Source organism: Pseudomonas sp. LG1E9 (assembly GCF_003290225.1).
Classification (GTDB): domain Bacteria; phylum Pseudomonadota; class Gammaproteobacteria; order Pseudomonadales; family Pseudomonadaceae; genus Aquipseudomonas; species Aquipseudomonas cyclaminis.
Genome location: NZ_CP029983.1, coordinates 5360917 through 5385144, shown reverse-complemented (window position 1 = coordinate 5385144; position 24228 = coordinate 5360917). Strand labels below are relative to the sequence as shown.

The following is a 24228-nucleotide window of genomic DNA, read 5'->3' as shown; positions in this document are numbered from 1 at the left end:
ATTAGGAGAAGCCTGCATGAGTCTGCAAGGTAAAGTTGCACTGGTTACCGGCGCGAGCCGTGGCATTGGCCAGGCGATCGCCCTGGAGCTGGGCCGTCAGGGCGCCGTTGTGATCGGTACCGCCACTTCTGCTTCGGGCGCCGAGCGTATCGCCGCGACCCTGAAGGAAAACGGCGTGCAAGGCACTGGTCTTGAATTGAACGTAACCAGCGATGAATCCGTGGCGGCTGTATTGGCCGAGATCACTGCACAGTTCGGTGCGCCGGCTATTCTGGTGAACAATGCCGGTATCACCCGCGATAACCTGATGATGCGCATGAAAGACGACGAGTGGTACGACGTGGTCGATACCAACTTGAACAGTCTGTTTCGCCTGTCCAAGGGTGTTTTGCGCGGCATGACCAAGGCGCGTTGGGGCCGAATTATCAATATTGGCTCCGTAGTGGGTGCCATGGGCAACGCAGGCCAAGTAAACTACGCAGCCGCCAAGGCTGGTCTGGAAGGTTTCAGCCGTGCGTTGGCGCGTGAGGTCGGTTCGCGGTCGATTACGGTCAACTCGGTAGCCCCAGGGTTCATCGACACCGATATGACCCGCGAACTGCCGGAAGCACAGCGTGAAGGCTTGCTGACGCAGATTCCGCTGGGCCGTCTGGGCCAGGCTCAAGAGATCGCGAATGTGGTCACTTTCCTGGCATCCGACGGTGCGGCATACGTGACTGGGGCTACAATCCCGGTGAACGGCGGGATGTACATGAGTTAAATTGTGACGGATCGCTTCAAAAAAATGTCATACGAGCTGTCTAAAATCCGTTATAAAGCTGCAACTTAATTTATAGGCAGGTGGCCGACCGGGTACAGCGTGAAGCTTTCAGTTGAAAAGCTGAAATGGCTTTCTATACACTTACCCACTGGCCAGCTGCCTGAATTTGTCCATTAGGAGTTAAACAAGGTATGAGCACCATCGAAGAGCGCGTCAAGAAAATCGTTGCCGAGCAACTGGGCGTTAAAGAAGAAGAAGTGGTCAACACTGCTTCCTTCGTCGAAGACCTGGGTGCCGATTCCCTTGACACCGTTGAGCTGGTGATGGCTCTGGAAGAGGAATTCGAGACCGAGATCCCGGACGAAGAAGCTGAAAAAATCACTACTGTTCAAGCTGCTATCGACTACGTTACTAGCCACCAGGCGTAATAGTTTGTAGTCGTCGCTTGCTGTTAGGGAAAACCGCACTGCTGTAACGGCGTGCGGTTTTTTCTTTAAGCGGTGATGAAAAGTAAGCCCTGAAGCAAAGTGTCGTCATTAGAAAAAGGAGAGTGCTGTGTCGCGTAGACGCGTCGTAGTCACCGGTATGGGTATGTTGTCGCCACTGGGTACGGATGTGCCGAGCAGTTGGCAGGGCATTCTGGCTGGCCGCAGTGGTATTGGTCTGATCGAACACACGGACCTTTCTGCCTATTCCACCCGTTTTGGCGGCTCGGTAAAGGGTTTCAATGTCGAGGAATATCTCTCGGTCAAGGAATCCCGCAAGCTCGACCTGTTCATTCAATACGGCCTGGCAGCCGGTTTTCAGGCGGTGCGTAACGCCGGCCTGGAAGTCACCGACGCCAACCGTGAACGCATCGGCGTGGCCATGGGTTCGGGTATTGGCGGTCTGACCAATATCGAAGAAACCAGCCGCACGCTGCATGATTCCGGCCCTCGTCGAATTTCACCGTTCTTCGTGCCTGGCTCGATCATCAATATGATTTCCGGCTTCCTGTCCATCCATTTGGGCGCACAGGGGCCTAACTACGCGATTGCCACGGCGTGCACCACGGGTACTCACTGCATCGGCATGGCGGCGCGCAATATCGCCTATGACGAAGCTGACGTGATGATCGCCGGTGGCGCAGAAATGGCTGCCTGCGGCCTTGGCATGGGCGGCTTCGGCGCGTCCCGTGCATTGTCGACCCGCAATGACGAGCCGACCCGTGCCAGCCGTCCGTGGGACAAGGGCCGTGACGGTTTCGTACTGTCCGATGGCGCCGGTGCCCTGGTGCTGGAAGAGTTGGAGCACGCCAAGGCGCGTGGTGCCACCATCTACGCCGAGTTGATCGGCTTTGGCATGAGCGGCGACGCCTACCACATGACCTCGCCGCCGTCTGACGGTGCCGGCGCTGCGCGTTGCATCGCCAACGCCCTGCGGGATGCCAAGGTCAATGTCGACCAGGTGCAGTACATCAACGCCCATGGCACTTCCACGCCGACCGGTGACCTGGCGGAAGCCGAGGCCATCAAGTCGGTGTTCGGCGAGCACGCCTATAAGCTGGCGGTCAGCTCCACCAAGTCCATGACCGGCCATCTGCTGGGTGCGGCGGGCGCGGTCGAGGCGATCTTCAGTGTGATGGCCATCAAGGACCAGGTCGCTCCGCCGACCATCAACCTGGATGAGCCGGACGAAGGCTGCGACCTGAACTTCGTGCCGCACGAGCCGCAACAGATGCCGATCGACGTCGCGATCTCCAACTCGTTCGGCTTTGGTGGCACCAACGGTTCCCTGGTGTTCCGCCGGTACGCCGAGTGATGCACAGCTGGGTCGACGGTCAGCCAGCGGACAGCGTGCCCCTGAAAGATCGCGGCCTGGCGTATGGCGATGGCCTGTTCGAGACCATCGCCGTTAAGGTCGGGCAGCCCATGTTGCTCGACCGCCACCTGCAGCGCCTCGATGAGGGCTGCAGGCGTTTCGCGTTCGAGGTGGATCACGGTGTGATCCGCAACGAAGTACTTTCCTATGCCGCCGCCCTCGGCGACGGTGTCCTCAAATTGATCCTGACCCGTGGCGATAGCCTGCGCGGTTATGGCGTCAATCCCGGCGCACCGGTGCGCCGTATCCTGCAGGGCAATCCGCCCGGGAGCTATCCCCACGCCCATGGAGCCGAAGGCATCCGCCTGTTTGCGTGTACGACGCGCTTGGCCGAGCAGCCGCTGCTGGCCGGTCTCAAGCACCTCAACCGCCTGGAGCAGGTGATTGCCCGCGCCGAGTGGCAAGATGTCGAGCACGCCGAAGGCCTGATGCTGGATATGTCCGGGCGTGTGATCGAGGGCGTATTCAGCAACCTTTTCCTTGTACGCAACGGCTTGTTACTAACCGCTGATCTGACTCGTTGCGGGGTTGCGGGCGTCATGCGCGCCGAGATCCTGGACCAGGCACAAGCGCTGGGTATCCCGCTGGCCGTGGCTGACATCACGGTCGAGCAGTTGCAGCAGGCCGACGAGGTCTTCGTCTGCAACAGCGTATATGGCATTTGGCCGGTGCGCGGCTGTGCGGCGATGAGCTGGCCGGTTGGGCCGCTCACCCGTAAACTGCAGGGCATTGTTCGCGCACTATTGGATATTTGAGTTGATACGAAAACTGGTTGTACTGCTGCTGATTGCTCTGTTCTCGGCGGCTTTGCTGTTGGGGTTTTCCGCCTGGAAATACGACGCTGCCTTGAAGCAGCCGTTGAACCTGACCCAGGAGCAGTTGCTCGATGTGCCGGCAGGGGCGACCCCGACCGGCACCTTTAATCGCCTGGAAGCAGACGGCGTGCTCGACGGTGCGTTCTGGCTGCGCCTGTACTGGCGCTTCAACCTTGACGGCCAACCGCTGCACAGCGGCGAGTACCGCATGACGCCTGGCATGACCGCCGAGGGCCTGATCGGCCTGTGGCAGCGTGGCGAAGTGGTGCAATACAGCCTGACCCTGGTGGAAGGCTGGAACTTTCGCCAGGTGCGCTCGGCCCTGGCCAAGCATGAAAAGATCGTGCAGAGCCTCTCCGGCCTGAGTGACAGCGAAGTGATGGAGAAGCTCGGCCACCCTGGCGTGTTTCCTGAAGGGCGGTTCTTCCCGGATACTTACCGCTTCGTGCGCGGCATGACCGATGTCGAATTCCTGAAAAAAGCCTACAACCGCCTGGACGATGTACTCGCTCAGGAGTGGAGCAAGCGCGCCGCTGATGCGCCATACACCGACCCTTACCAAGCGCTGATCATGGCCTCCCTGGTGGAAAAGGAGACCGGTGTGCCGCAAGAGCGTGGCCAGATTGCCGGCGTATTCGTGCGCCGCCTGAAGATCGGCATGCTGCTGCAGACCGATCCTACGGTGATCTACGGCTTGGGTGAGCGTTACAACGGCAAGTTGACCCGTGCTCATCTCAAGGAAGCCAACCCTTACAACACCTATATGATTGCCGGGCTGCCGCCGACGCCCATCGCCATGGTCGGCCGCGAGGCGATCCATGCCGCGTTGAACCCGGTGCCGGGCAGCAGCCTGTATTTCGTCGCCCGTGGCGATGGCAGTCATATTTTCTCCGATGACCTGGGTGCGCATAATGCCGCCGTGCGTGAGTTCCAGCTCAAGCGCCGCGCCGATTACCGCTCCAGCCCGGCACCGGTGGTCACGCCGCCGGAAGATGTAGCACCGCCAACGGATGCTCCCGCCGAGCCCGCGCCGGACACCACCGCGCCGCAAAGCCCGCAATGACTCTGACTAAGGACTGCCTGTGACTGGCTTGTTTATTACCCTGGAAGGCCCCGAAGGCGCCGGCAAGAGCACCAACCGCGATTACCTGGCCGAGCGTTTGCGCGCGCAAGGGATCGAGGTGGTGTTGACCCGTGAGCCCGGCGGTACGCCGCTGGCCGAGCGCATCCGCGAAGTGTTGCTGGCCCCAGGCGAAGAACAAATGAACCCGGACACCGAGCTGCTGCTGGTGTTCGCCGCCCGTGCGCAACACCTGGCCGAAGTGATACGCCCGGCCTTGGCACGCGGTGCCGTGGTGATTTGTGACCGGTTTACCGATTCCACCTACGCCTACCAGGGCGGCGGCCGCGGCTTATCCCTGGAGCGCATCGCTACCTTGGAAACCTTTGTGCAGGGTGATCTGCGCCCTGACCTGACCCTGTTGTTCGACCTGCCGGTGGAAGTGGGCATGGCCCGCGCCAGTGCCCGTGGTCGTCTCGATCGCTTCGAGTTGGAAGGCCAGGCGTTTTTCGACGCTGTGCGCAGCGCGTTCCTCAAGCGTGCCCACGCAGAACCTGCGCGGTATCACCTGTTGGACGCGGCCCAGCCGTTGACCCAGGTGCAGCAGGCCATCGACGGCCTGATGCCAACGCTGTTGGAGCGCGCCCGTGGCTGAAGCCTACCCGTGGCAGGACAGTCTCTGGCAACAACTGGCCGGTCGTGCCCAGCACGCCCACGCTTATTTGCTGCACGGCCCAATCGGGATTGGTAAACGGGCCCTTGCCGAGCGCCTGATGGCCAGCCTGCTGTGCCAGCGCCCGGTCAACCTGGAGGCGTGCGGCGAGTGTAAATCCTGCCTGTTGCTCAAGGCCGGCAGCCATCCCGACAATTACCTGCTGGAGCCTGAGGAAGCCGACAAGGCGATCAAGGTCGACCAGGTGCGTGACCTCGTCAGCTTCGTGGTGCAAACCGCGCAGATGGGCGGGCGCAAGGTGGTGCTGATCGAGCCGGTGGAGGCGATGAACATCAACGCCGCCAACGCCCTGCTCAAAAGCCTTGAAGAACCCTCCGGCGACACGGTGCTATTGCTGGTGAGCCATCAGTCCAGCCGCCTGTTGCCGACCATCCGCAGCCGCTGCGTGCAGCAGGCTTGTCCGTTGCCAAGCGAGGCGATGAGCCTGCAATGGCTGGCGCAGGCACTGCCGGACTGCTCCGCAGACGAGCGCGTCGAACTGCTGACCCTGGCTGCCGGTTCGCCCCTGGCCGCCGTGAAGCTGCAAGCCCAAGGTGTCCGTGAGCAACGTGCGCTGGTGGTGGATGGCGTTAAAAAACTGCTCAAGCAGGAAATGTCCGCGACTCAACTGGCTGAAAGTGCCTGGAAAGACATTCCCCTGTTGTTGCTGTTCGACTGGTTCTGTGACTGGTCGAGCCTGATCCTGCGCTACCAACTGACCCAGGATGAAAATGGCCTGGGCCTGCCGGACATGCGCAAGGTGGTGCAGTACCTCGCGCAGAAAAGTGCCCAGGACAAAGTGCTGGCTATCCAGGACTGGATCCTCGCCCAGCGCCAGAAGGTCCTCGGCAAGGCCAACCTCAACCGTGTGCTGTTGCTTGAAGCGCTGCTGGTGCAGTGGGTGGGCTTGCTCGGCCGCCGTTAATTTCCGTGGCCGACGGGTGTATCGTCGGCCAGACCCTCTCCGTGACTCAAGTTGTAACTTCCTATGCTCGTAGATTCCCATTGCCACCTTGATCGCCTTGACCTCGCCCAGCACGGCGGCTCCCTCGACGCCGCCCTGGACGCTGCTCGCCAGCGTGGGGTAGGGCACTTCCTGTGCATCGGCGTCAGCGCGGACAACGCCGCCGACGTCAAAGCCCTGGCTGATCGTTATACCGACGTGGATTGCTCCGTGGGTATCCACCCGCTGGACCTCAAGCCCGGCGAAGCGCCGGCTCTCGACTGGTTGCTCGGTGAACTCAACCACCCGCGCGTGGTGGCCATCGGCGAGACCGGCCTGGACTACCACTACGAACCCGAAGCCGCCGAGTTGCAGCAGGCGTCCTTTCGTTTGCACCTGCAAGCCGCCCAGCAGACGGGCAAGCCGGTGATCGTCCACACCCGTGGCGCCCGTGCCGACACGCTCACGTTGCTACGCGAAGCCGCGTTGCCACAGGCCGGCGTATTGCACTGCTTCACTGAAGACTGGGGCATGGCCAAGGCGGCGTTGGACCTGGGTTTCTATATTTCCCTGTCGGGCATCGTCACTTTCCGCAATGCCGACGCGCTGCGTGATGTGGCGCGCCAAGTCCCGGCCGATCGCCTGTTGGTGGAAACCGATTCGCCGTACCTGGCGCCCATCCCCCATCGTGGCAAGCCGAACCTGCCGGAGTATGTGCGTGATGTGGCGGAGTTTCTGGCGATGCTGCGGGGTGAGTCCTACGAGCGTTTTGCCGAGCAGACTACCGAGAACTTCAAGCGTCTGTTTCCATTGGCTCACGTTGCTGCGTAGGCCCGCGCTCAAATCGCAGGCAAAAAAAACCCGGGTTCTGGGGGGTGAATCCGGGTTAAGACCATTAGGAGTAAAACAAGGGCACACAGTCCGTCGGTACCCAGGTCGGCGCTTCACTTGGGGGAGATGTCACGCCAACAGTTCAAGTATTGATCAGTATCTGATTCAGTCCAGTCGCGACTGATCGTTTTTTAAACAGATTTGGAATACAGGGGCTTCGCTTGAGTTCTCATTGGGCCGGTGCACGGGTGCAGTTGTTGCGTATTATTTCTGACTGATAGCCATGAATTCGTTGGCACTCTGAAAGTAAAGTGCGTAGCGGGTTCACATAGACGTTGCCCAGCGACCGTTCAGTCGGGATAATCCCTCGCACTGGGTAAATCGTATCGCCATGTATTCGTGGCCCTGCGCGACCCTCCCTATTCCGACCTTTGCAGACCTCTTCCTCATGCACAAAGAACCCCGTAAGGTCCGTGAGTTTCGCCGCCGTGAGCAGGAAATTCTCGACACCGCACTCAAATTGTTCCTCGAACAGGGCGAAGACAGCGTCACCGTCGAGATGATCGCGGATGCCGTGGGTATCGGCAAAGGCACCATTTATAAGCACTTCAAGTCCAAGGCCGAGATCTACCTGCGCCTGATGCTCGACTACGAGCGCGATTTGAACGAGCTGCTGCACTCTGCCGATGTCGACAAGGACAAGGAAGCGCTGTCCCGCGCCTACTTCGAGTTCCGCATGCGCGACCCGCAGCGCTACCGCCTGTTCGACCGCCTGGAAGAGAAAGTCGTCAAGGGCCATCAGGTGCCGGAGATGGTCGAGGAACTGCACAAGATCCGCGCCTCGAACTTCGAACGCCTGACCCTGTTGATCAAGGGTCGCATCAGCGAAGGCAAGCTTGAAGACGTGCCGCCGTACTTCCACTACTGCGCCGCCTGGGCCTTGGTACACGGCGCCGTGGCGCTGTACCACTCGCCGTTCTGGAGCAATGTGCTGGAAGACCAGGAAGGGTTCTTCCAATTCCTGATGGACATCGGCGTGCGCATGGGCAATAAGCGCAAGCACAGCACCGAGCCAGCAGCTGTCGACTCTGCGCGTGTTGAGACGCCGGCGTCGTAATCTTTACTGCCAGGCGTAGTACCCCAGGAATATACTCAGGCAAGGATCTTGCTAAAAGCTGATTTATCAGTCAGCTTTTAGCGCGCCCGAATCATCCTCTGCCGGAGTGATCCATGATCGTTGATCGTCAAGGCAGGCGTTTTCGCAATTTGCGGATCAGCCTGACCTCAGCCTGCAACTACGCGTGTACCTACTGCGTGCCCAACGGCAAGCGGCTGGTGGCTGCCCAGGACGAACTCTCGGCCGAGGCCATGGCCCGTGGCGTGGCTTACCTGATCGAAGCGGCGGGCATCGACCGCCTGCGCATCACGGGCGGCGAGCCGTTGGTCAGCCCCAAGCTGGAAGCCTTTATGGGCGCAGTCGGCGGTATGGGGCTCAGCGATATCAGCCTGACCACCAACGGCCAGTTGCTGGCGCGCAAACTGCCACTGCTGGTGGATGCCGGCATTCGACGTATCAACGTCTCCCTCGACACCTTGGATGCCGATGCCTTCCGCAGCATCGCCCGTGGCGGCGACCTGGCCACCGTGCTCGATGGCATGGACCAGGCTCGCGCCGCTGGAATCAACATCAAGGTCAATATGGTGCCGTTGCGCGGCCAGAACCTCGACCAGGTCATGCCGCTGCTCGACTACTGCCTGGAGCGTGGTTATGAACTGCGCTTTATCGAGTTGATGCGCATGGGCCACCTGGCCAAGGATTCCAATGCGTTCCTGCAACAATTCGTCAGCCTGCAGCAACTGCTCAGCCTGATCGGCGAACATCACGAATACCTGCAAGCCAACGCCCCTGTGGATGCAACCGCCGTTCGCTACGAGGTGCCGGGCAAGGGCTACTTTGGCGTGATCGCTAATGAAAGCGTGCCGTTCTGCCGTACCTGCTCGCGATTGCGCCTGTCGTCCACCGGCTGGTTGCATGGTTGCCTGTCGTCGAGCAACCGTCACTACGTCGGCGACCTGCTCGACAAGCCGCGCCACCAGGCGCTGCCGGCGCTGCAAGGATTGCTGATGAAGGCCCTGGGCGACAAACAGGAAGTGGCGTTCTCGGGCGGGGCCACCATCATGAAGATCATCGGCGGCTGACGCCGAGCGTGTAGCTTAAAGCTGCTCCCCTGGCCCAGAACCTGCATCTCACGCCCATTCGCCGGTTTTCCGTCACCGGCTTCTGGAGGATTAGGATGCGTAGTCTGGTTTTGTTGCTGGCGTCGTTGACGCTGAGTGGTTGCATGACCGTCAGCGATATGGCCGAAGGCACCCGCTATCAGATGAGTGATGCCGGGTTGCTCGACCACAGCGATACCCGCCGTACGGCGTCGGTTCGCATACAGCCGGACTCCTTTGTCTTTATCGCCCAGGGCGCCTTCGTGCCGCCGGGCAGCGCCTATCCGCGTCCGAACGTGGTAGCCGAGGAAGCCTTCAACGGCTTCGTCGAATACTTCCCTATGGTGCGCCGCGCCCGTCAGCCTGAAGGTCTGGAGCAGGCGATGGCCGAAGCCCGTGCGGCCGGTGCCCACTACCTGCTGTACTGCCGATTCGCCAAGGCGGATGACCGTATCGGCAACGCCGATGAGTGGGCCGATCAAGAGGCCCTGGACCGGGTTGGGCTGGACAGCGGCGTGATCCAGATCATGTTGATCGAGACCAGCACCCAGTATTTGATTGATACTGCACGCATTCGCAGTCGTGGCGGTTTACTGACGTTCCACGACAATCGGCCACAAGACCTGATTGCCCGCCCGCTCGCGCAGTACGCCCGAGGTCTGCTGGGCATGGGTGATCAGTAGGGCCAGATCAAAAAAAGGGAGAACCTCATGACCGATTCCGCCAAGGCCAACGACTTGTTGGCCCAGTTGCCCAAAGGCAAGGGACCGGCGCCGGTGCACCTGTGGAACCCGGATTTCTGCGGCAATATCGACATGCGCATCGCCCGCGATGGCACCTGGTTCTACCAAGGCACGCCCATCGGGCGCAAGCCGATGGTCAAGTTGTTCTCCAACATCATCCGCCGCGACGGCGATGATTACTTCCTGATTACTCCGGTGGAAAAAGTCGGCATCACCGTCGACGACGCGCCCTTTGTCGCGCTGACCCTGGAGGTCGAAGGGCAGGGCGAAAGCCAGTTGCTGCGCTTCACCACCAACGTCGATGAACAGATCGAAGCCGATATCGAACACCCGCTGCGGGTGGTCATCGACCCCGTCACCCAGGAACCTGCGCCCTATCTACGGGTACGCACCAACCTCGAAGCCCTGGTGCATCGCAACGTGTTCTACCAATTGGTGGAGCTTGCTGTAAGCCGCCCGATCAACGGTCAGAACTGGTTGGGCGTCTGGAGCGGCGGCGAGTTTTTCCCGATTGGCCTGGAACCCTGAGGCCGCTTTTTTCATCTTCCTGAAATAATTCGCTTGCTGCATAAGGACCGTTTCGGTTATCAATTTGTACATGATTAGACATGTCCGATTTGACAAGAAAAAACGTGTCGTCGACGAGCTCATCCGCCGTATCGAGGGTGGAGTGATGGCCGACGGTTTCCTGCTGCCGGGCGAGCACCAGCTCGCCGAGGAGTTTGCGGTCAGCCGCGGCACCTTGCGCGAAGCCCTGGCCGAACTCAAGCGGCGCAATTACATCGCGACCCAGAGTGGCGTCGGCTCCATCGTCACGTTTGACGGCATGGTGCTCGATCAAAACAGCGGGTGGGCACAGGCTCTGGCGGACACCGGTGCATTGGTGACCACCGATATCCTGCGCCTGGAAGCGGTGACGCGTCCCGATCTGTTCAGCCGGTTCGGCACCGAGCGCTTTATCGCCCTCGACCGTCGCCGGCGCACCAGCGATGGCACTGCGGTGTCCCTGGAGCGTTCGCTGATGCCCGAGTCCGGTGGCCTGGAAAGCCTGCCCCGTGTCGGCCTGATCGACAATTCCCTGACCATCACCCTGGCGGCCTACGGCTATATCGGCGCTGAAGGGGACCAGTGGATAGGCGCCGAACCCCTCAGCGATGAAGACGCCCAGTTGCTCGGCCGCCCGGCGGGCAGCGTGTTCCTCAAGGCCTCGCGCACCACCTACGACCGGCGCGAGCGCTTTATGGAATACGTCGAAAGCTTGCTCGACCCTCTGCACTTTCGCCTGCACCTGCAATTTGGATCTTCGAAATGACCACGGATACTCGCGCCCTCGGCGCTTTCTACGGCCTCGCGCTGGGCGATGCCCTAGGCATGCCCACTCAGTCCCTGAGCCGCGAGCAGGTGCTACAGCGCTTCGGTGCGATCACCGCCCTGGAGGATGCCGGTGCCGATCAACCCATCGCGCCGAATATGCCCGCTGGTTCCATCACTGATGACACCGAGCAGGCCATTCTGGTCGGCGAGTTGCTGGTCGAAGGCCAAGGCACGATCGAGCCCATCGTGCTCGCCCAGCGCCTGATCGACTGGGAAGCGGTGATGCGTGCCAAGGGTTCCCAGGACCTGCTCGGCCCGTCGACCAAACGCGCTATCGACATGATCCTGGCCGGGCATACCCCTGAGGAATCCGGCCGCTACGGCACCACCAATGGTGCTGCCATGCGCATCACGCCCGTGGGTATCGCCGCCGATGTCAGCGACCCGGCAGCGTTTATCCAGGCGGTGATCCAGGCGTGCCAGGTCACTCATAACACCACGCTGGGTATCTCCAGTGCGGCGGCGGTGGCGGCAGTGGTGTCCGCTGGCATCAACGGTGTGGACCTCGGCGAAGCGCTGAACATCGGCACCCAGATCGCCCAGCAGGCGGAAGGCCAGGGTCATTGGATTGCCGGCGGACGCATATCCACCCGCATCAGTTGGGCGCGCACCTTGAGTGTCGGCAGCGGTGACACAGCATTGTTTGCCGACCTGCTCTACGAGTTGATCGGCACCTCCGTTGCTTCCCAGGAATCGGTGGTGGTGTCGTTTGCCCTGGCCCAGCAAGTGGCGGTGGGGGTTATGAACGCCTTCGAGGCCCTGTGCCTGGCCGCCAGCCTTGGCGGTGACACCGACACCATCGCAGCGATTCTGGGGGCGATGCTCGGCGCTTGTCTGGGCATGCAGTGCTGGCCTGTGGCAATGATCGAACAGGTCAAGGCCGTGAACGGCTTGGACTTGCAGCCGTTGGTTGAAGCGCTGTTGAAACTGCGCTGAGCCAGGACGACCGGAATACCGATTCACCTTGCATACCTGCCACAACCACAATAATACAGGCACCAGGAGCGCCCCTCATGAGCAGCACATCTTCCGGCCAAAACGCCGGGCAATTGGAAACACGCGGCATCGAGCCCGTCCCCGAAGGCGAGTGCAATGGCCATCCGCTGCAACTGTTCTGGGTGTGGTTCGCCGCCAACATCAGCATCCTCGGCTTGCCGCTGGGCGCGACGCTGGTGGCGTTCCGGGGGCTGGCGATCTGGCAGGCAATCATCGTGGCGATCCTCGGCGCTGCTGGCTCCTTTGCGGTGGTGGGCATCATCTCCATCGCCGGTCGTCGTGGCCGTGCGCCGAGCCTGACCCTGTCCCGCGCCATCTTCGGCGTGCGCGGCAATATCGGCCCGACGCTGGTGTCACTGATGTCGCGCCTGGGCTGGGAAACCGTCAACACCACCACCGCCGCCTTTGTGCTGCTGTCGTTGTGTTCGATTCTGTTCGGCTCGCCAGTCGAGGCCAAAAGCGCGCCGGTGCTGACCTTGATCTTTATCGCCATCTTCGTGCTGCTGACCCTGTCCGTTTCCGGCCTGGGCCACGCCACCTTGCTGGTGATCCAGAAGTGGGCCACCTATGTGTTCGGCGCCTTGAACATCCTGGTCGGCGGTTTCCTGTGCGCCACCATCGACTGGAGCGCCGTGTTCAACGCCACGCCGGCACCGCTGAGCGCAATGATCATCGGCGTCGGCACCATGGCCGCCGGCACCGGTATCGGTTGGGCCAACGCCGGTGCCGACATGTCGCGCTACCAGCACCGCAGCGTCAAGGCCGTGCGCCTGGTGGCATCCGCCGCGTTTGGTGCGGGGATTCCACTGGTGCTGCTGATCACCCTCGGTGGCCTGCTGTCGGTGGGCAACAATGACCTCGCCTCGGCCACCGACCCGATCATTGCGATCCGCGACATGCTGCCCACCTGGATGGCTGTGCCGTACCTGATCACCGCGTTCGGTGGGTTACTGCTGTCGAATAACCTGTCGGTGTACTCGGCCGGTCTCACTACCTTGACCCTCGGTTTGAAGGTCAAGCGCGTACACGCGGTGATCGTCGACATCGTGGCGATTTTCGCAGGCTCGATCTACTTCATGCTGATCGCCGACAGTTTCTACGGCCCGTTCATCACCTTCATTTCGTTGCTGGCGGTGCCGATCACCGCATGGGTCGGGATTTTTGTGGTCGACCTGATCCACCGTCACTACTACAGCCCCAAGGATCTGCTCGACGTCAGCCCAAGCAGCGCCTACTGGTACCGCGGTGGTGTGGAATGGCGTGCGTTTGGCGCCTGGGCCGTGGCGATTGTTCTGGGTTTCACCTTCACCACCATTGGCACCACCGCCGAGAACATCTGGTTCGCCGGGCCGTTGTCCGACTCCTGGCTGGGCCACAACGGCCTGGGCTGGATCGTCACCTTCCTGGTGGCCGGCGGGATTTATGCCGTACTGGGCGGCGCGGCTGATCGTCGCCCGGCGTTAGTCGAGAGCCCCAATGTCTAGATTGCTGCACACCGGCCAGGTCATCGTCGACCTGGTCATGGCCCTCGATACCTTGCCCGCCAGCGGCGGCGACGTGCTGGCGCAATCGGCCAGTTTCGAAGCCGGCGGCGGCTTTAATGTGATGGCGGCGGCGCGACGCAACGGGTTGCCGGTGGTTTACCTGGGCCGCCACGGCGATGGCCGTTTTGGCGACCTGGCCCGCGCGGCGATGCAGGCCGAAGGCGTGGAAATGGCTCAGGCGGCGAGTAAGGGCAAGGACACCGGGTTGTGTGTCTCGCTGACCGAAGCCACTACCGAGCGCACCTTTATCTCCCATATCGGCGTTGAGGGCGACTTGAGTGCTGAGGATTTGGCTCGCGTTGTGCCGCAAGCCGACGACTATGTTTACGTCAGCGGGTACAGCCTGTTGCTGGAGGGCAAGGCCCAGGCATTGCTCGACTGGTTGCTGGGTTTGCCGCGTGAGATCACCGTGGTATTCGACCCGGGCCCGTTGGTCAAGGCGCCGGATTCAGCGCTGATGGCCGCCTTGTTGCCACGCATCGATATCTGGACCAGCAATGGCCCGGAAGCCTTGGCATTTACCGGTGCGAAAACACTGGCGGACGCACTGCTCGACCTCAATCGGCATCTGCCTAAGGAGGCGCTGCTGGTAGTGCGTGATGGGCCGAACGGGTGTTGGGTCAGCCGCGCGGGGCGCGCCGAGCATGTGCCGGGTTTCAAGGTGAAGGCGGTGGACAGCAATGGGGCGGGTGACGCGCACGCAGGGGTGTTTATTGCCGGGTTGGCTGCGGGTTTGAAACCTGCTGAGGCGGCGCGCAGGGCGAATGCGGCAGCGGCGCTGGCAGTGACACAGTGGGGCCCTGCAACCTCGCCGGGCACCGAAGAGGTTGACGCCTTGCTCACCCAATAAACGCAGATCAAAAATGTGGGAGGGAGCTTTCCCCCTCCTACATTGGGTTTGCGTGAAGGCTACTGAAGGGCGTCCAACTTACGCGCTTCATCTACCCCGGACGCCGTCAGCTTGATCGGCAGATTCAGTGAATATTCACCGGCATCGTCGGTGGTCACATGCCCATCCTTGATCAGCCCGCGGTCCTGCAGAAATGCCAACACACTGGCCACCTCTTTTTCGCCGCGGTAATTATCCAGCACCTCCTTGCCCAAACCTTGCGGGTGGGCGTGCAGCAGGCGGGTGAGGACTTCTTTTTCAAGGTTTCTATCGACGTTCATGCGTACCTCTTCACGGGGAAATGATCGGGTGTTCGTCTAACGGTCGAGGGCTTAGGGCGCAGGTTGTTTTGGCGCGCCCGGCAGGTTCGAGTCGTCGCCTTTGTTGATCTTCGGCTCATTGACCGACGGGCCCATCTTGCCGTTGCCGACTGCGGCGGGAGCCTGGCGCTCGGTGTCATGCCCCTTGGTGTGCGGGTCGGCGCCGTTGGTGTTATCGATGATGGCGCCGCCATTGGTATCCAGGCCGGTGCCCATGGATTTCTGCGACTCGGTGGTGGCGTCCGGCGTCGGATCGGTCGGGCCGGTGGTCGAGCTGGCAGCGATGGCGCTCAGCGAGGCAGCGGACAGCAGGCCGGTGAGGGCGAAGGCAGCAAACTTTGAAGGCTTCATGAGGATATCTCCGTAGAATTAATGTCCTTACCCTCTATTGGTCAGCCGCCATTTGTTGAAGGTGCCTGGATGGCGACGAACGGTATCAGACTACCTGTAAGATTTTGTGTGACGTTGCCCGACGCCAAATCAGACGCGCCACGCTGATCAACCAATTGCCCAAGGCCACGGCCAGCACGCTGAGCATCAGCGCCGGCAGACCGAAATCGACGATGATCCAGCCCGCCAGCCAGGGAAACCCGAAGACCCCGACAAAATACGCCAGGCTGAACAACAGCAGCGCCTGGGACGTGGTGCCGGCTGGCGCCTCATTGGCCACCAAGCCGTTGATGACCGAATACGTCAGGCCGTATCCGACCCCCAGCGTCACGGCAGCCAACAGGTAACTCGCGTTGCCGCTGACGCCAAAGGCAAACAGCAGAATCGACCCCAGCATCACCCCGGACAGCACGCAGGCGGCCACATAGGCATCACGCTTGACCACATAGCCGGCGATCAACAGGCGGCTGCTGATCGCCGCACTGACAAAACCGGCAAAGAACAGCGAATAATCCAGGCCGTGGGCCGCCGCGTAGCTGGTCTGGAAGGAAGACAACCCACCAAACACGCAACCCCCGAGCCCGACCATGACGATGGCAAACACTGCCCGTGAAGACAGCACGCGACGGCAGGCGCCCCAGGAAATTTTCGACACCGGCGCCGTGGCATGACGCTTGAGTGCCGAGCCCAGCAACCAGAACATCCCCACCCCGACCAGGCTGGCCAATGCGGCAATGTAGAAGGCGCTTGTCAGAGGCAGCCCCAGTGCATTCGCGGCTCGGCCCAGCAGAGGGCCAGAACCGATGCCGCTCATCATGCTGCCCGACAACAGTGCGAAATATTTGGCGCGCTGCCGGGGCTCCACCAACATGGTCACGATGATTGGCCCTAACGTGTAGAACACCCCCCAACCCAAGCCCAGGGACAATCCGAACAGCATCAATCCTTCACCAAACCCCGGCATCAACGCAAAGCCCAGGCACGCCACCACCAGCAACACGCCCATCCCGGCAATGGCCCGCGCCGCGCCCAAGGCATCCGCCAAGTGCCCGGAAAGCAGCACTGCGACGAAGGTGCTGAGCATCGCCGTGGAAATCACACTGCCGGCATCGTGTTCATTGCCACCGCGTGTATGAATCAGCAACGACAACAAAAACGTCGAGCCGTAAGACAGCGACAACAGGAAACTGGCGAGGCAAAACAGGGCGAACAGTTGGTTGCTCACCGGGGACTTGGACTGCATTGGGGCCGCCTGGAGATGGTTGGAGTAGTGGCCACTGTTTATCACGCACCTTGAGCGGGTTTGTTCTGTAGTTGCTGGTGCTTGCATCAGTGCCGGCCGGAGTAACGGCGCGGCGCATGAAAATGCGCTGCAATCCGTCATCAAAGCGCCTTAGTATGTCGGCTTTGAAATTGCCCAAGGCGTGCCCATGACCATCGAGATTCGCCCCGCCGTGCCCAGCGATGCTGCGCAGATCCTGACGTTCATCACCGAACTCGCCGAGTACGAGAAAGCCCGGCATGAAGTGATCGCCAGCGTGGTGGATATCGAGCGTAGCCTGTTCAGCGAGGGCGCCACCGCCCATGGCCTGATTTGCCTGCGCGATGGCCTGCCGATTGGTTTTGCGGTGTTCTTCTTCAGCTATTCCACCTGGCTGGGCAGCAACTGCCTGTACCTGGAAGACCTCTACATCAACCCCGAGCAACGCGGTGGCGGGGCGGGCAAGAAGCTGCTGCGCCACTTGGCCAAGATCGCGTTTGATAACGGCTGCGGGCGCTTTGAGTGGAGCGTGCTGGACTGGAACGAGCCGGCGATTGCTTTCTACAAATCCATCGGCGCCCAGCCACAGGAAGAGTGGGTGCGCTATCGCATGGAAGGTGACGCATTGCGCGATTTTGCCCTCGGCTGAGGGTCATCCCGTCTCAAAAAAACCGGCTAATCCAAGGCCGGTTTTTTTATGGGTCAGCTCACAATATGGGATGCAAATTTATATATTGAGATGTTTCAAGATCTGGGTTTATAGTCGGCGGCATCAGCACTCACTACCAAAAATAAAACAGGTGAAGCGATGCAGGCACAACCATTGTCACTCCCCGCCGTGCCCGAGCCCACTTACGGCGAGCGGCTCAAAGGCAAGGTGGTGATCATCACCGGCGCCGCCCAAGGCATTGGCGAGGCAATCGTCGCGTGCTTTCAGGCCCAGCAGGCGCGCTTGGTCATCGCCGATATCCAGGGCGAAAAAGTCGAGAAGGTGGCCGCCCATTGGCGCGAACGCGGCGCTGAAATTGTCGCGCAAGCCGTCGACATCACTTCAAAAGAGCAATGGCAGGCGCTGGTCAATGTGGCCATCGAGCGCTTCGGCCGCGTGGATGTGTTGGTCAACTGCGCGGGCGTCAATGTGTTCCGTGACCCCCTGGAAATGACCGACGAAGACTGGCGCCGCTGCTTCGCCATCGACCTCGACGGCGCCTGGTTTGGCTGTCGCACGGTGCTGCCGCACATGATCGAGCAGGGCATCGGCAATATCATCAACATCGCCTCCACCCATTCCAGCCACATTATTCCCGGTTGTTTCCCGTACCCGGTGGCCAAACATGGCCTGCTGGGCCTTACCCGCGCCCTCGGCATCGAATACGCGCCCAAAGGCATTCGCGTCAATGCTATCGCGCCGGGCTACATCGAAACCCAACTCAACGTCGACTACTGGAACGGTTTCCCCGACCCTCATGCCGAGCGCCAGCGTGCCTTTGACCTGCACCCGCCCAAACGCATCGGCCAGCCGGTCGAGGTGGCGATGACGGCGTTGTTCCTGGCCACCGACGAGGCGCCCTTTATCAATGCCACCTGCCTGATGATCGATGGCGGGCGGTCTGTGATGTATCACGACTAGAACTTGTAACGCTCAATAACAACAAGAGGTGGTCCATGTTCAAGAAAGCAGTTGGCACTCTGGCACTCGCCCTGGCATTCAGCGGGGCGGTATCGGCCGAAGAAGTAAAGATCGGCTTCCTGGTCAAACAAGCCGAAGAACCCTGGTTCCAGACCGAATGGGCCTTCGCCGAAAAAGCCGGTAAGGAACACGGTTTTACCGTGATCAAGATCGCCGTGCCCGATGGCGAAAAAACCCTCTCTGCCATCGACAGCCTGGCCGCCAACGGCGCCAAGGGCTTTGTGATCTGCCCGCCGGACGTGTCGCTTGGCCCGGCCATCGTGGCCAAGGCCAAGCTCAATGGCTTGAAAGTCATGGCCGTGGATGACCGCTTCGTCGACGCCAAGGGCAATTTCATGGAGGACGTGCCGTACCTGGGCATGGCCGCGTTTGAAGTCGGCCAGAAACAGGGCGCCGCCATGGCCGCCGAAGCGAAAAAACGTGGCTGGGATTGGAAAGACACCTACGCGGTGATCAACACCTTCAATGAACTCGACACCGGTAAAAAACGCACCGACGGCTCGATCAAATCCCTCGAAGAAGCTGGCATCCCGAAAGACCATATCCTCACCGCCGCGCTGAAAACCCTCGACGTGCCCGGCAGTATGGACGCCACCAACTCGGCGCTGGTCAAGCTGCCCAGCGGCGCGAAAAACCTGATCATCGGCGGCATGAACGACAACACCGTGCTCGGCGGCGTGCGCGCCACGGAAAGCGCCGGCTTCAAGGCGGCCAACGTGATCGGCATCGGCATCAATGGCACCGACGCCATCGGCGAACTGAAAAAGGCCGACAGCGGCTTCTTCGGCTCGATGCTGCCAAGCCCGCATATCGAGGGCTACAACACCGCGCTGGCGATGTACGAGTGGGTGACCACCGGCAAGGAACCCGCCAAGTACACCGCGATGGATGAAGTGACCCTGATCACCCGCGCCAACTTCCAGGAAGAACTGACCAAGATCGGGCTGTGGAAATGAGTACGGCGGCCCTGCGGTTCGAGGGGATCGGCAAGACCTTTCCCGGGGTCAAGGCGCTGGACGGCATCAGCTTCAGCGCCCAGCCGGGGCAGGTGCATGCGTTGATGGGCGAAAATGGCGCGGGCAAGTCGACGCTGCTGAAAATCCTCGGCGGCGCTTACATCCCAAGCACGGGCACCGTGCAAATCGGCGAGCAGACCATGGCGTTCAAATGCGCGGCGGACAGCATCGCCAGCGGTGTCGCGGTGATCCATCAGGAGCTGCACCTGGTGCCGGAAATGAGCGTCGCCGAGAACCTGTTCCTCGGCCATCTGCCGTCGCGCTTCGGCGTGGTCAACCGGGGGCTGCTGCGCAAGCAGGCCCTGGCTTGCCTCAAAGGCCTGGCGGATGAAATCGATCCTGAAGAAAAGCTCGGGCGGCTGTCCCTGGGCCAACGCCAACTGGTGGAAATCGCCAAGGCGTTGTCCCGTGGCGCCCATGTGATTGCCTTCGACGAGCCCACCAGCAGCCTGTCGGCGCGGGAGATCGACCGCTTGATGGCGATCATCACGCGCCTGCGCGATGAGGGCAAAGTGGTGCTCTACGTGTCGCACCGCATGGAAGAAGTGTTCCGCATTTGCAACGCGGTGACGGTGTTCAAGGACGGCCGTTACGTGCGCACCTTTGACGACATGAGCGCGTTGACTCACGACCAGTTGGTGACCTGCATGGTCGGCCGCGACATTCAGGACATCTACGACTACCGCCCGCGTGAGCAGGGCGAGGTGGCGCTCAAGGTCGATGGTTTGCTCGGCCCCGGCCTGCGTGAACCGATCAGTTTTGACGTGCGCAAAGGCGAGATTCTCGGCCTGTTCGGCTTGGTCGGGGCAGGGCGCACGGAGTTGTTCCGCTTGCTCAGCGGCCTGGAGCGTTCAAGTGCCGGCAGCCTTGAACTGTGTGGGGAGCCGTTGCAACTGCGCTCCCCGCGCGACGCCATCGCCGCCGGTGTTCTGCTGTGTCCCGAGGACCGCAAGAAGGAGGGCATCATTCCGCTTTCCAGCGTCGCCGAGAACATCAACATCAGCGCCCGTGGCGCCCATTCCTCGTTCGGCTGGTTGCTGCGCGAGACCTGGGAAAAGGGCAACGCTGACCAGCAAATCAAGGCGATGAAAGTCAAGACGCCGGATGCGCAACAGAAAATCATGTACCTGTCCGGCGGCAATCAGCAGAAGGCCATTCTGGGCCGCTGGCTGTCGATGCCGATGAAGGTGCTGCTGCTGGATGAACCGACGCGGGGCATCGACATCGGCGCCAAGTCGGAGATTTACCAGATCATCCACAACCTCGCGGCCAGCGGCATTGCGGTGATTGTGGTGTCCAGCGACCTGATGGAAGTGATGGGGATTTCCGATCGCATCCTGGTGCTGTGCGAAGGCGCCCTGCGCGGTGAACAAACCCGTGAACACGCCACCGAATCCAACCTGCTGCAGCTGGCCCTGCCGCGCCGCGTGACGAACTGAGAGACGACCATGACCACTCAAAACAACGCGTTGCCAACCGCACGCAAACCCCTCGATATGCGCGCACTGCTCGACAACTGGGCGATGCTGTTGGCGGCGGTGGGCATCTTTGTGCTGTGCGCCTTGCTGATCGACAACTTCCTCTCGCCGCTGAACATGCGCGGCCTGGGCCTGGCGATTTCCACCGTCGGCATCGCCGCCTGCACCATGCTGTTCTGCCTGGCGTCGGGTCACTTTGACTTGTCGGTGGGCTCGGTGATTGCCTGCGCCGGCGTAGTCGCAGCTATCGTCATGCGCGACACCGAAAGCGTGATGCTCGGCATCGGCGCCGCACTGCTGATGGGCCTGATCGTCGGGCTGATCAACGGCATCGTCATCGCCAAGCTGCGGGTCAACGCGCTGATCACCACCTTGGCGACCATGCAGATCGTGCGCGGCCTGGCCTACATCTTTGCCGACGGCAAGGCGGTCGGCGTGTCCCAGGAGCAGTTCTTTGTGTTCGGCAACGGCCAGTTGTTCGGCGTGCCGGTGCCGATCCTGATCACCATCGTGTGCTTCGTGTTTTTCGGTTGGCTGCTCAACTACACCACCTACGGGCGCAACACCATGGCCATCGGCGGCAACCCGGAAGCGGCGCTATTGGCCGGGGTGAACGTTGACCGCACCAAGATCCTGATCTTCGCCGTCCACGGCTTGATCGGCGCACTGGCCGGGGTAATCCTCGCCTCGCGCATGACCTCGGGCCAGCCCATGATCGGCCAGGGTTTTGAACTGACGGTGATCTCGGCATGCGTGCTGGGCGGGGTGTCGTTGAGCGGCGGGATCGGCATGATCCGGCATGTGATTGCGGGGGTACTGATTTTGGCGATCATCGAAAACGCGATGAACCTGAAGAACATCGACACGTTTTACCAGTACGTAATTCGCGGCTCGATCCTGCTGCTGGCGGTGGTCATCGACCGCATGAAACAACGCTGATTTGAATCATATGAAGGCCAAATGTGGGAGGGGGCTTGCCCCCGATGAGGGTGCGTATCTACACAACTCTCACCGGTTTATACAAAACTCTGTGGTGAGCGGGCTTGTCCCGCGCTGGGCTGCGAAGCAGCCCCAAAACCTTCACCTCGATTGGTTCTGGCACTCTGCTGTGACCTTATTGGGGCCGCTTCGCAGCCCAGCGCGGGACAAGCCCGCTCACCACAGTGTTATGTGTAAGCCTTTGAGAGTTGTGTAGATACCCATGGCTATCGGGGGCAAGCCCCCTCCCACATTTGGATCTCCACTGCATTGAGGTTTTTGCCATAATGCCCGCGCTTTTTTACTTATAGGCCTGATATGCAACAACCTCCCGACAGCCCGAGCAAAGACACCGCCCCCACCGGCACCCAGACCCTGCTGCGTGGCCTTGGCGTGGTGCAGGCAGTGGCGGCCGGAGCACGGGATCTGAAAGAGATCGCCAAGCGCATCGGCACCACCCGCAGCACCACCCATCGCCTGGCCAGTTGCCTGGTGGACGAGCGTTATCTGCGCGTGGTGCCGCAAGTCGGTTACCTGCTGGGGCCGAAGTTGATCGAGCTGGGGTTCCAGGCCCGTGAAGAGCTGCCGTTGGTGAGCCTGGCGGTGCCGTACCTGGACGAGCTGTCGGCACTGACCGGCGACACCATCCACCTGGCGATTCGCGAATACGACGACGTGCTGTACCTGCACAAGAACCCTGGCCGTAACGGCCCGGAAATGCGCTCGCGGGTCGGCCATCGCATGCCGCTGGCGCGCACGGGCGTGGGCAAAGCGATGCTGCTGGATGACACGGTGCAAGAGTGGCAACGCTTGTACGAAACCAGCCTGCCGGCGGGCGGAAAAAACCTGCAGTGGCCGCAGCACCCGGAACAGTCCTGGGCACAGTTCGAGCAGCGCATGCATGAATACGTGGTGGGCGGGTATGCGTTCGATCTGGAAGACAACGAACCGTCGATCCGTTGCGTCGCGGCACCGGTGCGCGATGCAAGCCGGCGAATCGTCGCCGGCATCAGCATCGCCAGTACCGTGCCCTACATGCCGCTGGAGAAAATGGCCGAGCTGATCCCTGTGATCAAACAGGTCGCAGCGCGGCTGTCAGCGGAGTTGGGCGCGAAGGCCTGATCAGGCCTTCAGGGTCGCCATGTCGATGACAAAACGGTACTTCACATCACCGGCGATCATGCGGGCGTAGGCCTCGTTGATCTGGCGGATGTCGAGCATTTCGATGTCGCAGGTGATGCCATGCTCGGCGCAGAAATCCAGGACTTCCTGGGTTTCGGCAATGCCACCGATCAGCGAGCCGGCCAGTACCTTACGGCCGAGCACCAGTTTGGCGGCGTTCACCGGCGGGTCTACCGGCTCGATCAAACCGACCAGGATGTGCACGCCATCAAAGCGCAGCACGTCGAGGTAGGGGTTGAGGTCGTGCTGTACCGGGATGGTGTCCAGCAGGAAATCGAAGTGCCCGGCAGCGGCTTTCATCTGCTCGGCGTCGGTGGACACGATCACATGATCGGCGCCCTGGCGACGGCCTTCTTCAGCTTTGCTCGCCGAGCGGGTGAACAGCGTGACTTCTGCGCCCATGGCCTTGGCGAACTTGATGCCCATGTGACCCAGGCCACCCATGCCCAGAATCCCGACTTTATCGCCGGCTTTTACGCCGTAGTGCTTGAGCGGCGAGTAAGTGGTGATGCCGGCGCACAGAATCGGCGCGGCGCTGGCCAGGTCGAGCTTGGCCGGGATCTTCACCACAAAGTGCTCGCTGACCACGATGCTGTCCGAATAGCCGCCCATGGTGTTGCTGCCGTCCACGCGGTCCGGGGTGGCGTAGGTCATGGTCGGGCCTTCGAGGCAGTACTGCTCCAGGTCCGATTGGCACGCTTCACAGTGACGGCACGAATCGACCATGCAGCCCACGCCGACCAGGTCGCCGACTTTATGCGCGGTGACGCTGGCGCCGACGGCAGTGACCTTGCCGACAATCTCGTGGCCCGGCATCAGTGGGTACACGGCAATGCCCCATTCGTTGCGTGCCTGGTGGATGTCGGAGTGGCAGACGCCGCAGTACATAATCTCGATCGCCACGTCATCGGCGCGCGGGCTGCGGCGTTCAAACGACATGGGGGCGAGGGGAGTGGTGGCCGACTGGGCGGCATAACCGATGGCGGTGTACATGATGATACCTCGCAAAAAGCAGTGACAAGTGAGGCGGGCCATTCTCCCCATCGACCCTCGGAGCAGCCATGGCGATTGCTCCGAGTCTCATGCCTATTCGTCCGGGAGTGCCCCTTGTTTGGATTTATGTGTCGCCAGACCTGCGATGATGTTCAAATCCCTTTTTCGCGAAGTTT

At 61.2% G+C, this 24228-nt stretch carries 26 protein-coding genes; 22 read left to right on the top strand and 4 right to left on the bottom strand.

All coding sequences use genetic code 11. The features are described 5' to 3' along the window. Window positions 1-16: 16 nt before the first annotated feature. The 16 genes from fabG to DNK50_RS24575 all read left to right on the top strand — a co-directional run bounded on the left by fabG (window position 17) and on the right by DNK50_RS24575 (window position 14705). Window positions 17-760, top strand: coding sequence for a 3-oxoacyl-ACP reductase FabG (gene fabG, locus DNK50_RS24650; RefSeq protein ID WP_032886802.1), 744 nt, complete (start codon window positions 17-19; stop codon window positions 758-760). A 191-nt stretch (window positions 761-951) separates the two neighbouring features. Beyond that, the gene (gene acpP / locus DNK50_RS24645; protein WP_003175607.1) at window positions 952-1188 is read left to right on the top strand and encodes an acyl carrier protein; all 237 of its coding nucleotides are present in this window, start codon (window positions 952-954) and stop codon (window positions 1186-1188) included. Window positions 1189-1315: 127 nt separating this feature from the next. After that, a complete protein-coding gene (fabF, locus tag DNK50_RS24640; RefSeq protein WP_099587171.1) occupies window positions 1316-2560 on the top strand; it encodes a beta-ketoacyl-ACP synthase II in 1245 nt (414 codons plus the stop codon). Continuing rightward, window positions 2560-3375 carry an aminodeoxychorismate lyase gene (pabC, locus tag DNK50_RS24635; RefSeq protein WP_112196501.1) on the top strand — a complete coding sequence of 272 codons (816 nt, stop codon included), beginning with the start codon at window positions 2560-2562 and terminating at the stop codon, window positions 3373-3375. The genes fabF and pabC overlap by 1 nt, the downstream gene beginning before the upstream one ends. A 1-nt stretch (window position 3376) precedes the next feature. Then, window positions 3377-4498 carry an endolytic transglycosylase MltG gene (gene mltG, locus DNK50_RS24630; protein WP_112196500.1) on the top strand — a complete coding sequence of 374 codons (1122 nt, stop codon included), beginning with the start codon at window positions 3377-3379 and terminating at the stop codon, window positions 4496-4498. Between the two features lie 19 nt (window positions 4499-4517). Next, the gene (gene tmk / locus DNK50_RS24625; protein WP_112196499.1) at window positions 4518-5150 is read left to right on the top strand and encodes a dTMP kinase; all 633 of its coding nucleotides are present in this window, start codon (window positions 4518-4520) and stop codon (window positions 5148-5150) included. After that, complete coding sequence (locus DNK50_RS24620; protein ID WP_112196498.1) at window positions 5143-6132, top strand: DNA polymerase III subunit delta'; 990 nt, start codon at window positions 5143-5145, stop codon at window positions 6130-6132. The genes tmk and DNK50_RS24620 overlap by 8 nt, the downstream gene beginning before the upstream one ends. A gap of 63 nt (window positions 6133-6195) precedes the next feature. Continuing rightward, complete coding sequence (locus tag DNK50_RS24615) at window positions 6196-6981, top strand: TatD family hydrolase (RefSeq protein WP_099587166.1); 786 nt, start codon at window positions 6196-6198, stop codon at window positions 6979-6981. A gap of 448 nt (window positions 6982-7429) precedes the next feature. Beyond that, window positions 7430-8098 (top strand): TetR/AcrR family transcriptional regulator, encoded by a 669-nt coding sequence (locus tag DNK50_RS24610; protein WP_099587216.1) that lies wholly within the window; start codon window positions 7430-7432, stop codon window positions 8096-8098. Window positions 8099-8211: 113 nt separating this feature from the next. Continuing rightward, complete coding sequence (locus DNK50_RS24605) at window positions 8212-9180, top strand: GTP 3',8-cyclase MoaA (protein ID WP_112196497.1); 969 nt, start codon at window positions 8212-8214, stop codon at window positions 9178-9180. Window positions 9181-9275: 95 nt separating this feature from the next. Beyond that, the gene (locus DNK50_RS24600) at window positions 9276-9881 is read left to right on the top strand and encodes a DUF4823 domain-containing protein (protein WP_099587164.1); all 606 of its coding nucleotides are present in this window, start codon (window positions 9276-9278) and stop codon (window positions 9879-9881) included. Between the two features lie 27 nt (window positions 9882-9908). After that, window positions 9909-10469 (top strand): DUF1285 domain-containing protein, encoded by a 561-nt coding sequence (locus DNK50_RS24595; RefSeq protein ID WP_099587163.1) that lies wholly within the window; start codon window positions 9909-9911, stop codon window positions 10467-10469. Window positions 10470-10539: 70 nt separating this feature from the next. Continuing rightward, on the top strand, window positions 10540-11253 hold the full coding sequence (locus DNK50_RS24590) for a GntR family transcriptional regulator (RefSeq protein ID WP_099587162.1): 714 nt from the start codon (window positions 10540-10542) through the stop codon (window positions 11251-11253). Then, window positions 11250-12251 (top strand): ADP-ribosylglycohydrolase family protein, encoded by a 1002-nt coding sequence (locus tag DNK50_RS24585; RefSeq protein ID WP_112196496.1) that lies wholly within the window; start codon window positions 11250-11252, stop codon window positions 12249-12251. Before DNK50_RS24590 ends, DNK50_RS24585 begins: the two co-directional genes overlap by 4 nt. Before the next feature lie 77 nt (window positions 12252-12328). After that, window positions 12329-13795: a cytosine permease gene (locus DNK50_RS24580; protein ID WP_112196495.1), complete on the top strand. Its 1467-nt coding sequence runs from the start codon at window positions 12329-12331 to the stop codon at window positions 13793-13795. Beyond that, window positions 13788-14705 carry a PfkB family carbohydrate kinase gene (locus DNK50_RS24575; protein ID WP_112196494.1) on the top strand — a complete coding sequence of 306 codons (918 nt, stop codon included), beginning with the start codon at window positions 13788-13790 and terminating at the stop codon, window positions 14703-14705. Before DNK50_RS24580 ends, DNK50_RS24575 begins: the two co-directional genes overlap by 8 nt. A 59-nt stretch (window positions 14706-14764) precedes the next feature. Here the strand turns inward: DNK50_RS24575 and DNK50_RS24570 are convergent, their stop codons facing one another. The 3 genes from DNK50_RS24570 to DNK50_RS24560 form a co-directional block, all read right to left on the bottom strand. Then, the gene (locus tag DNK50_RS24570) at window positions 14765-15025 is read right to left on the bottom strand and encodes a hypothetical protein (RefSeq protein WP_112196493.1); all 261 of its coding nucleotides are present in this window, start codon (window positions 15023-15025) and stop codon (window positions 14765-14767) included. A 51-nt stretch (window positions 15026-15076) separates the two neighbouring features. After that, window positions 15077-15415 (bottom strand): hypothetical protein, encoded by a 339-nt coding sequence (locus DNK50_RS24565; RefSeq protein ID WP_099587157.1) that lies wholly within the window; start codon window positions 15413-15415, stop codon window positions 15077-15079. Window positions 15416-15500: 85 nt separating this feature from the next. Then, a complete protein-coding gene (locus DNK50_RS24560) occupies window positions 15501-16697 on the bottom strand; it encodes an MFS transporter (RefSeq protein ID WP_112196492.1) in 1197 nt (398 codons plus the stop codon). A gap of 187 nt (window positions 16698-16884) precedes the next feature. Between DNK50_RS24560 and DNK50_RS24555 the strand changes: the two genes are divergently transcribed. The 6 genes from DNK50_RS24555 (at window position 16885) to DNK50_RS24530 (ending at window position 22999) form a co-directional block, all read left to right on the top strand. Next, entirely contained in the window at window positions 16885-17364 is a 480-nt protein-coding gene (locus tag DNK50_RS24555) for a GNAT family N-acetyltransferase (RefSeq protein WP_010208407.1), read from the top strand. 159 nt (window positions 17365-17523) lie between these two features. Then, the gene (locus DNK50_RS24550; protein WP_099587155.1) at window positions 17524-18345 is read left to right on the top strand and encodes an SDR family oxidoreductase; all 822 of its coding nucleotides are present in this window, start codon (window positions 17524-17526) and stop codon (window positions 18343-18345) included. 35 nt (window positions 18346-18380) lie between these two features. Next, window positions 18381-19361: a substrate-binding domain-containing protein gene (locus DNK50_RS24545; RefSeq protein ID WP_112196491.1), complete on the top strand. Its 981-nt coding sequence runs from the start codon at window positions 18381-18383 to the stop codon at window positions 19359-19361. After that, a complete protein-coding gene (gene araG, locus DNK50_RS24540; protein WP_112196490.1) occupies window positions 19358-20860 on the top strand; it encodes an L-arabinose ABC transporter ATP-binding protein AraG in 1503 nt (500 codons plus the stop codon). Before DNK50_RS24545 ends, araG begins: the two co-directional genes overlap by 4 nt. A 9-nt stretch (window positions 20861-20869) precedes the next feature. Further along, window positions 20870-21838 carry an L-arabinose ABC transporter permease AraH gene (araH, locus tag DNK50_RS24535; protein WP_112194770.1) on the top strand — a complete coding sequence of 323 codons (969 nt, stop codon included), beginning with the start codon at window positions 20870-20872 and terminating at the stop codon, window positions 21836-21838. 357 nt (window positions 21839-22195) lie between these two features. Then, complete coding sequence (locus tag DNK50_RS24530) at window positions 22196-22999, top strand: IclR family transcriptional regulator (RefSeq protein ID WP_099582760.1); 804 nt, start codon at window positions 22196-22198, stop codon at window positions 22997-22999. On the opposite strand, the gene DNK50_RS24525 is transcribed toward DNK50_RS24530, so the two are convergent. Beyond that, window positions 23000-24052 carry an NAD(P)-dependent alcohol dehydrogenase gene (locus tag DNK50_RS24525; RefSeq protein ID WP_099582759.1) on the bottom strand — a complete coding sequence of 351 codons (1053 nt, stop codon included), beginning with the start codon at window positions 24050-24052 and terminating at the stop codon, window positions 23000-23002. Between the last annotated feature and the right edge of the window lie 176 nt (window positions 24053-24228).

Bases quoted from the DNA above. Each gene is read 5' to 3' on its own strand.
- DNK50_RS24590 (WP_099587162.1), top strand. From the start codon at position 10,540: ATGATTAGACATGTCCGATTTGACAAGAAAAAACGTGTCGTCGACGAG.
- araG (WP_112196490.1), top strand. From the start codon at position 19,358: ATGAGTACGGCGGCCCTGCGGTTCGAGGGGATCGGCAAGACCTTTCCC.
- DNK50_RS24555 (WP_010208407.1), top strand. From the start codon at position 16,885: ATGACCATCGAGATTCGCCCCGCCGTGCCCAGCGATGCTGCGCAGATC.
- DNK50_RS24580 (WP_112196495.1), top strand. From the start codon at position 12,329: ATGAGCAGCACATCTTCCGGCCAAAACGCCGGGCAATTGGAAACACGC.
- DNK50_RS24525 (WP_099582759.1), bottom strand. From the start codon at position 24,052: ATGTACACCGCCATCGGTTATGCCGCCCAGTCGGCCACCACTCCCCTC.
- DNK50_RS24565 (WP_099587157.1), bottom strand. From the start codon at position 15,415: ATGAAGCCTTCAAAGTTTGCTGCCTTCGCCCTCACCGGCCTGCTGTCC.
- DNK50_RS24585 (WP_112196496.1), top strand. From the start codon at position 11,250: ATGACCACGGATACTCGCGCCCTCGGCGCTTTCTACGGCCTCGCGCTG.
- DNK50_RS24615 (WP_099587166.1), top strand. From the start codon at position 6,196: ATGCTCGTAGATTCCCATTGCCACCTTGATCGCCTTGACCTCGCCCAG.
- araH (WP_112194770.1), top strand. From the start codon at position 20,870: ATGACCACTCAAAACAACGCGTTGCCAACCGCACGCAAACCCCTCGAT.
- acpP (WP_003175607.1), top strand. From the start codon at position 952: ATGAGCACCATCGAAGAGCGCGTCAAGAAAATCGTTGCCGAGCAACTG.
- DNK50_RS24595 (WP_099587163.1), top strand. From the start codon at position 9,909: ATGACCGATTCCGCCAAGGCCAACGACTTGTTGGCCCAGTTGCCCAAA.
- DNK50_RS24605 (WP_112196497.1), top strand. From the start codon at position 8,212: ATGATCGTTGATCGTCAAGGCAGGCGTTTTCGCAATTTGCGGATCAGC.
- pabC (WP_112196501.1), top strand. From the start codon at position 2,560: ATGCACAGCTGGGTCGACGGTCAGCCAGCGGACAGCGTGCCCCTGAAA.
- DNK50_RS24530 (WP_099582760.1), top strand. From the start codon at position 22,196: ATGCAACAACCTCCCGACAGCCCGAGCAAAGACACCGCCCCCACCGGC.
- DNK50_RS24575 (WP_112196494.1), top strand. From the start codon at position 13,788: ATGTCTAGATTGCTGCACACCGGCCAGGTCATCGTCGACCTGGTCATG.
- DNK50_RS24550 (WP_099587155.1), top strand. From the start codon at position 17,524: ATGCAGGCACAACCATTGTCACTCCCCGCCGTGCCCGAGCCCACTTAC.
- DNK50_RS24545 (WP_112196491.1), top strand. From the start codon at position 18,381: ATGTTCAAGAAAGCAGTTGGCACTCTGGCACTCGCCCTGGCATTCAGC.
- DNK50_RS24570 (WP_112196493.1), bottom strand. From the start codon at position 15,025: ATGAACGTCGATAGAAACCTTGAAAAAGAAGTCCTCACCCGCCTGCTG.
- DNK50_RS24600 (WP_099587164.1), top strand. From the start codon at position 9,276: ATGCGTAGTCTGGTTTTGTTGCTGGCGTCGTTGACGCTGAGTGGTTGC.
- fabG (WP_032886802.1), top strand. From the start codon at position 17: ATGAGTCTGCAAGGTAAAGTTGCACTGGTTACCGGCGCGAGCCGTGGC.
- DNK50_RS24610 (WP_099587216.1), top strand. From the start codon at position 7,430: ATGCACAAAGAACCCCGTAAGGTCCGTGAGTTTCGCCGCCGTGAGCAG.
- DNK50_RS24560 (WP_112196492.1), bottom strand. From the start codon at position 16,697: ATGCAGTCCAAGTCCCCGGTGAGCAACCAACTGTTCGCCCTGTTTTGC.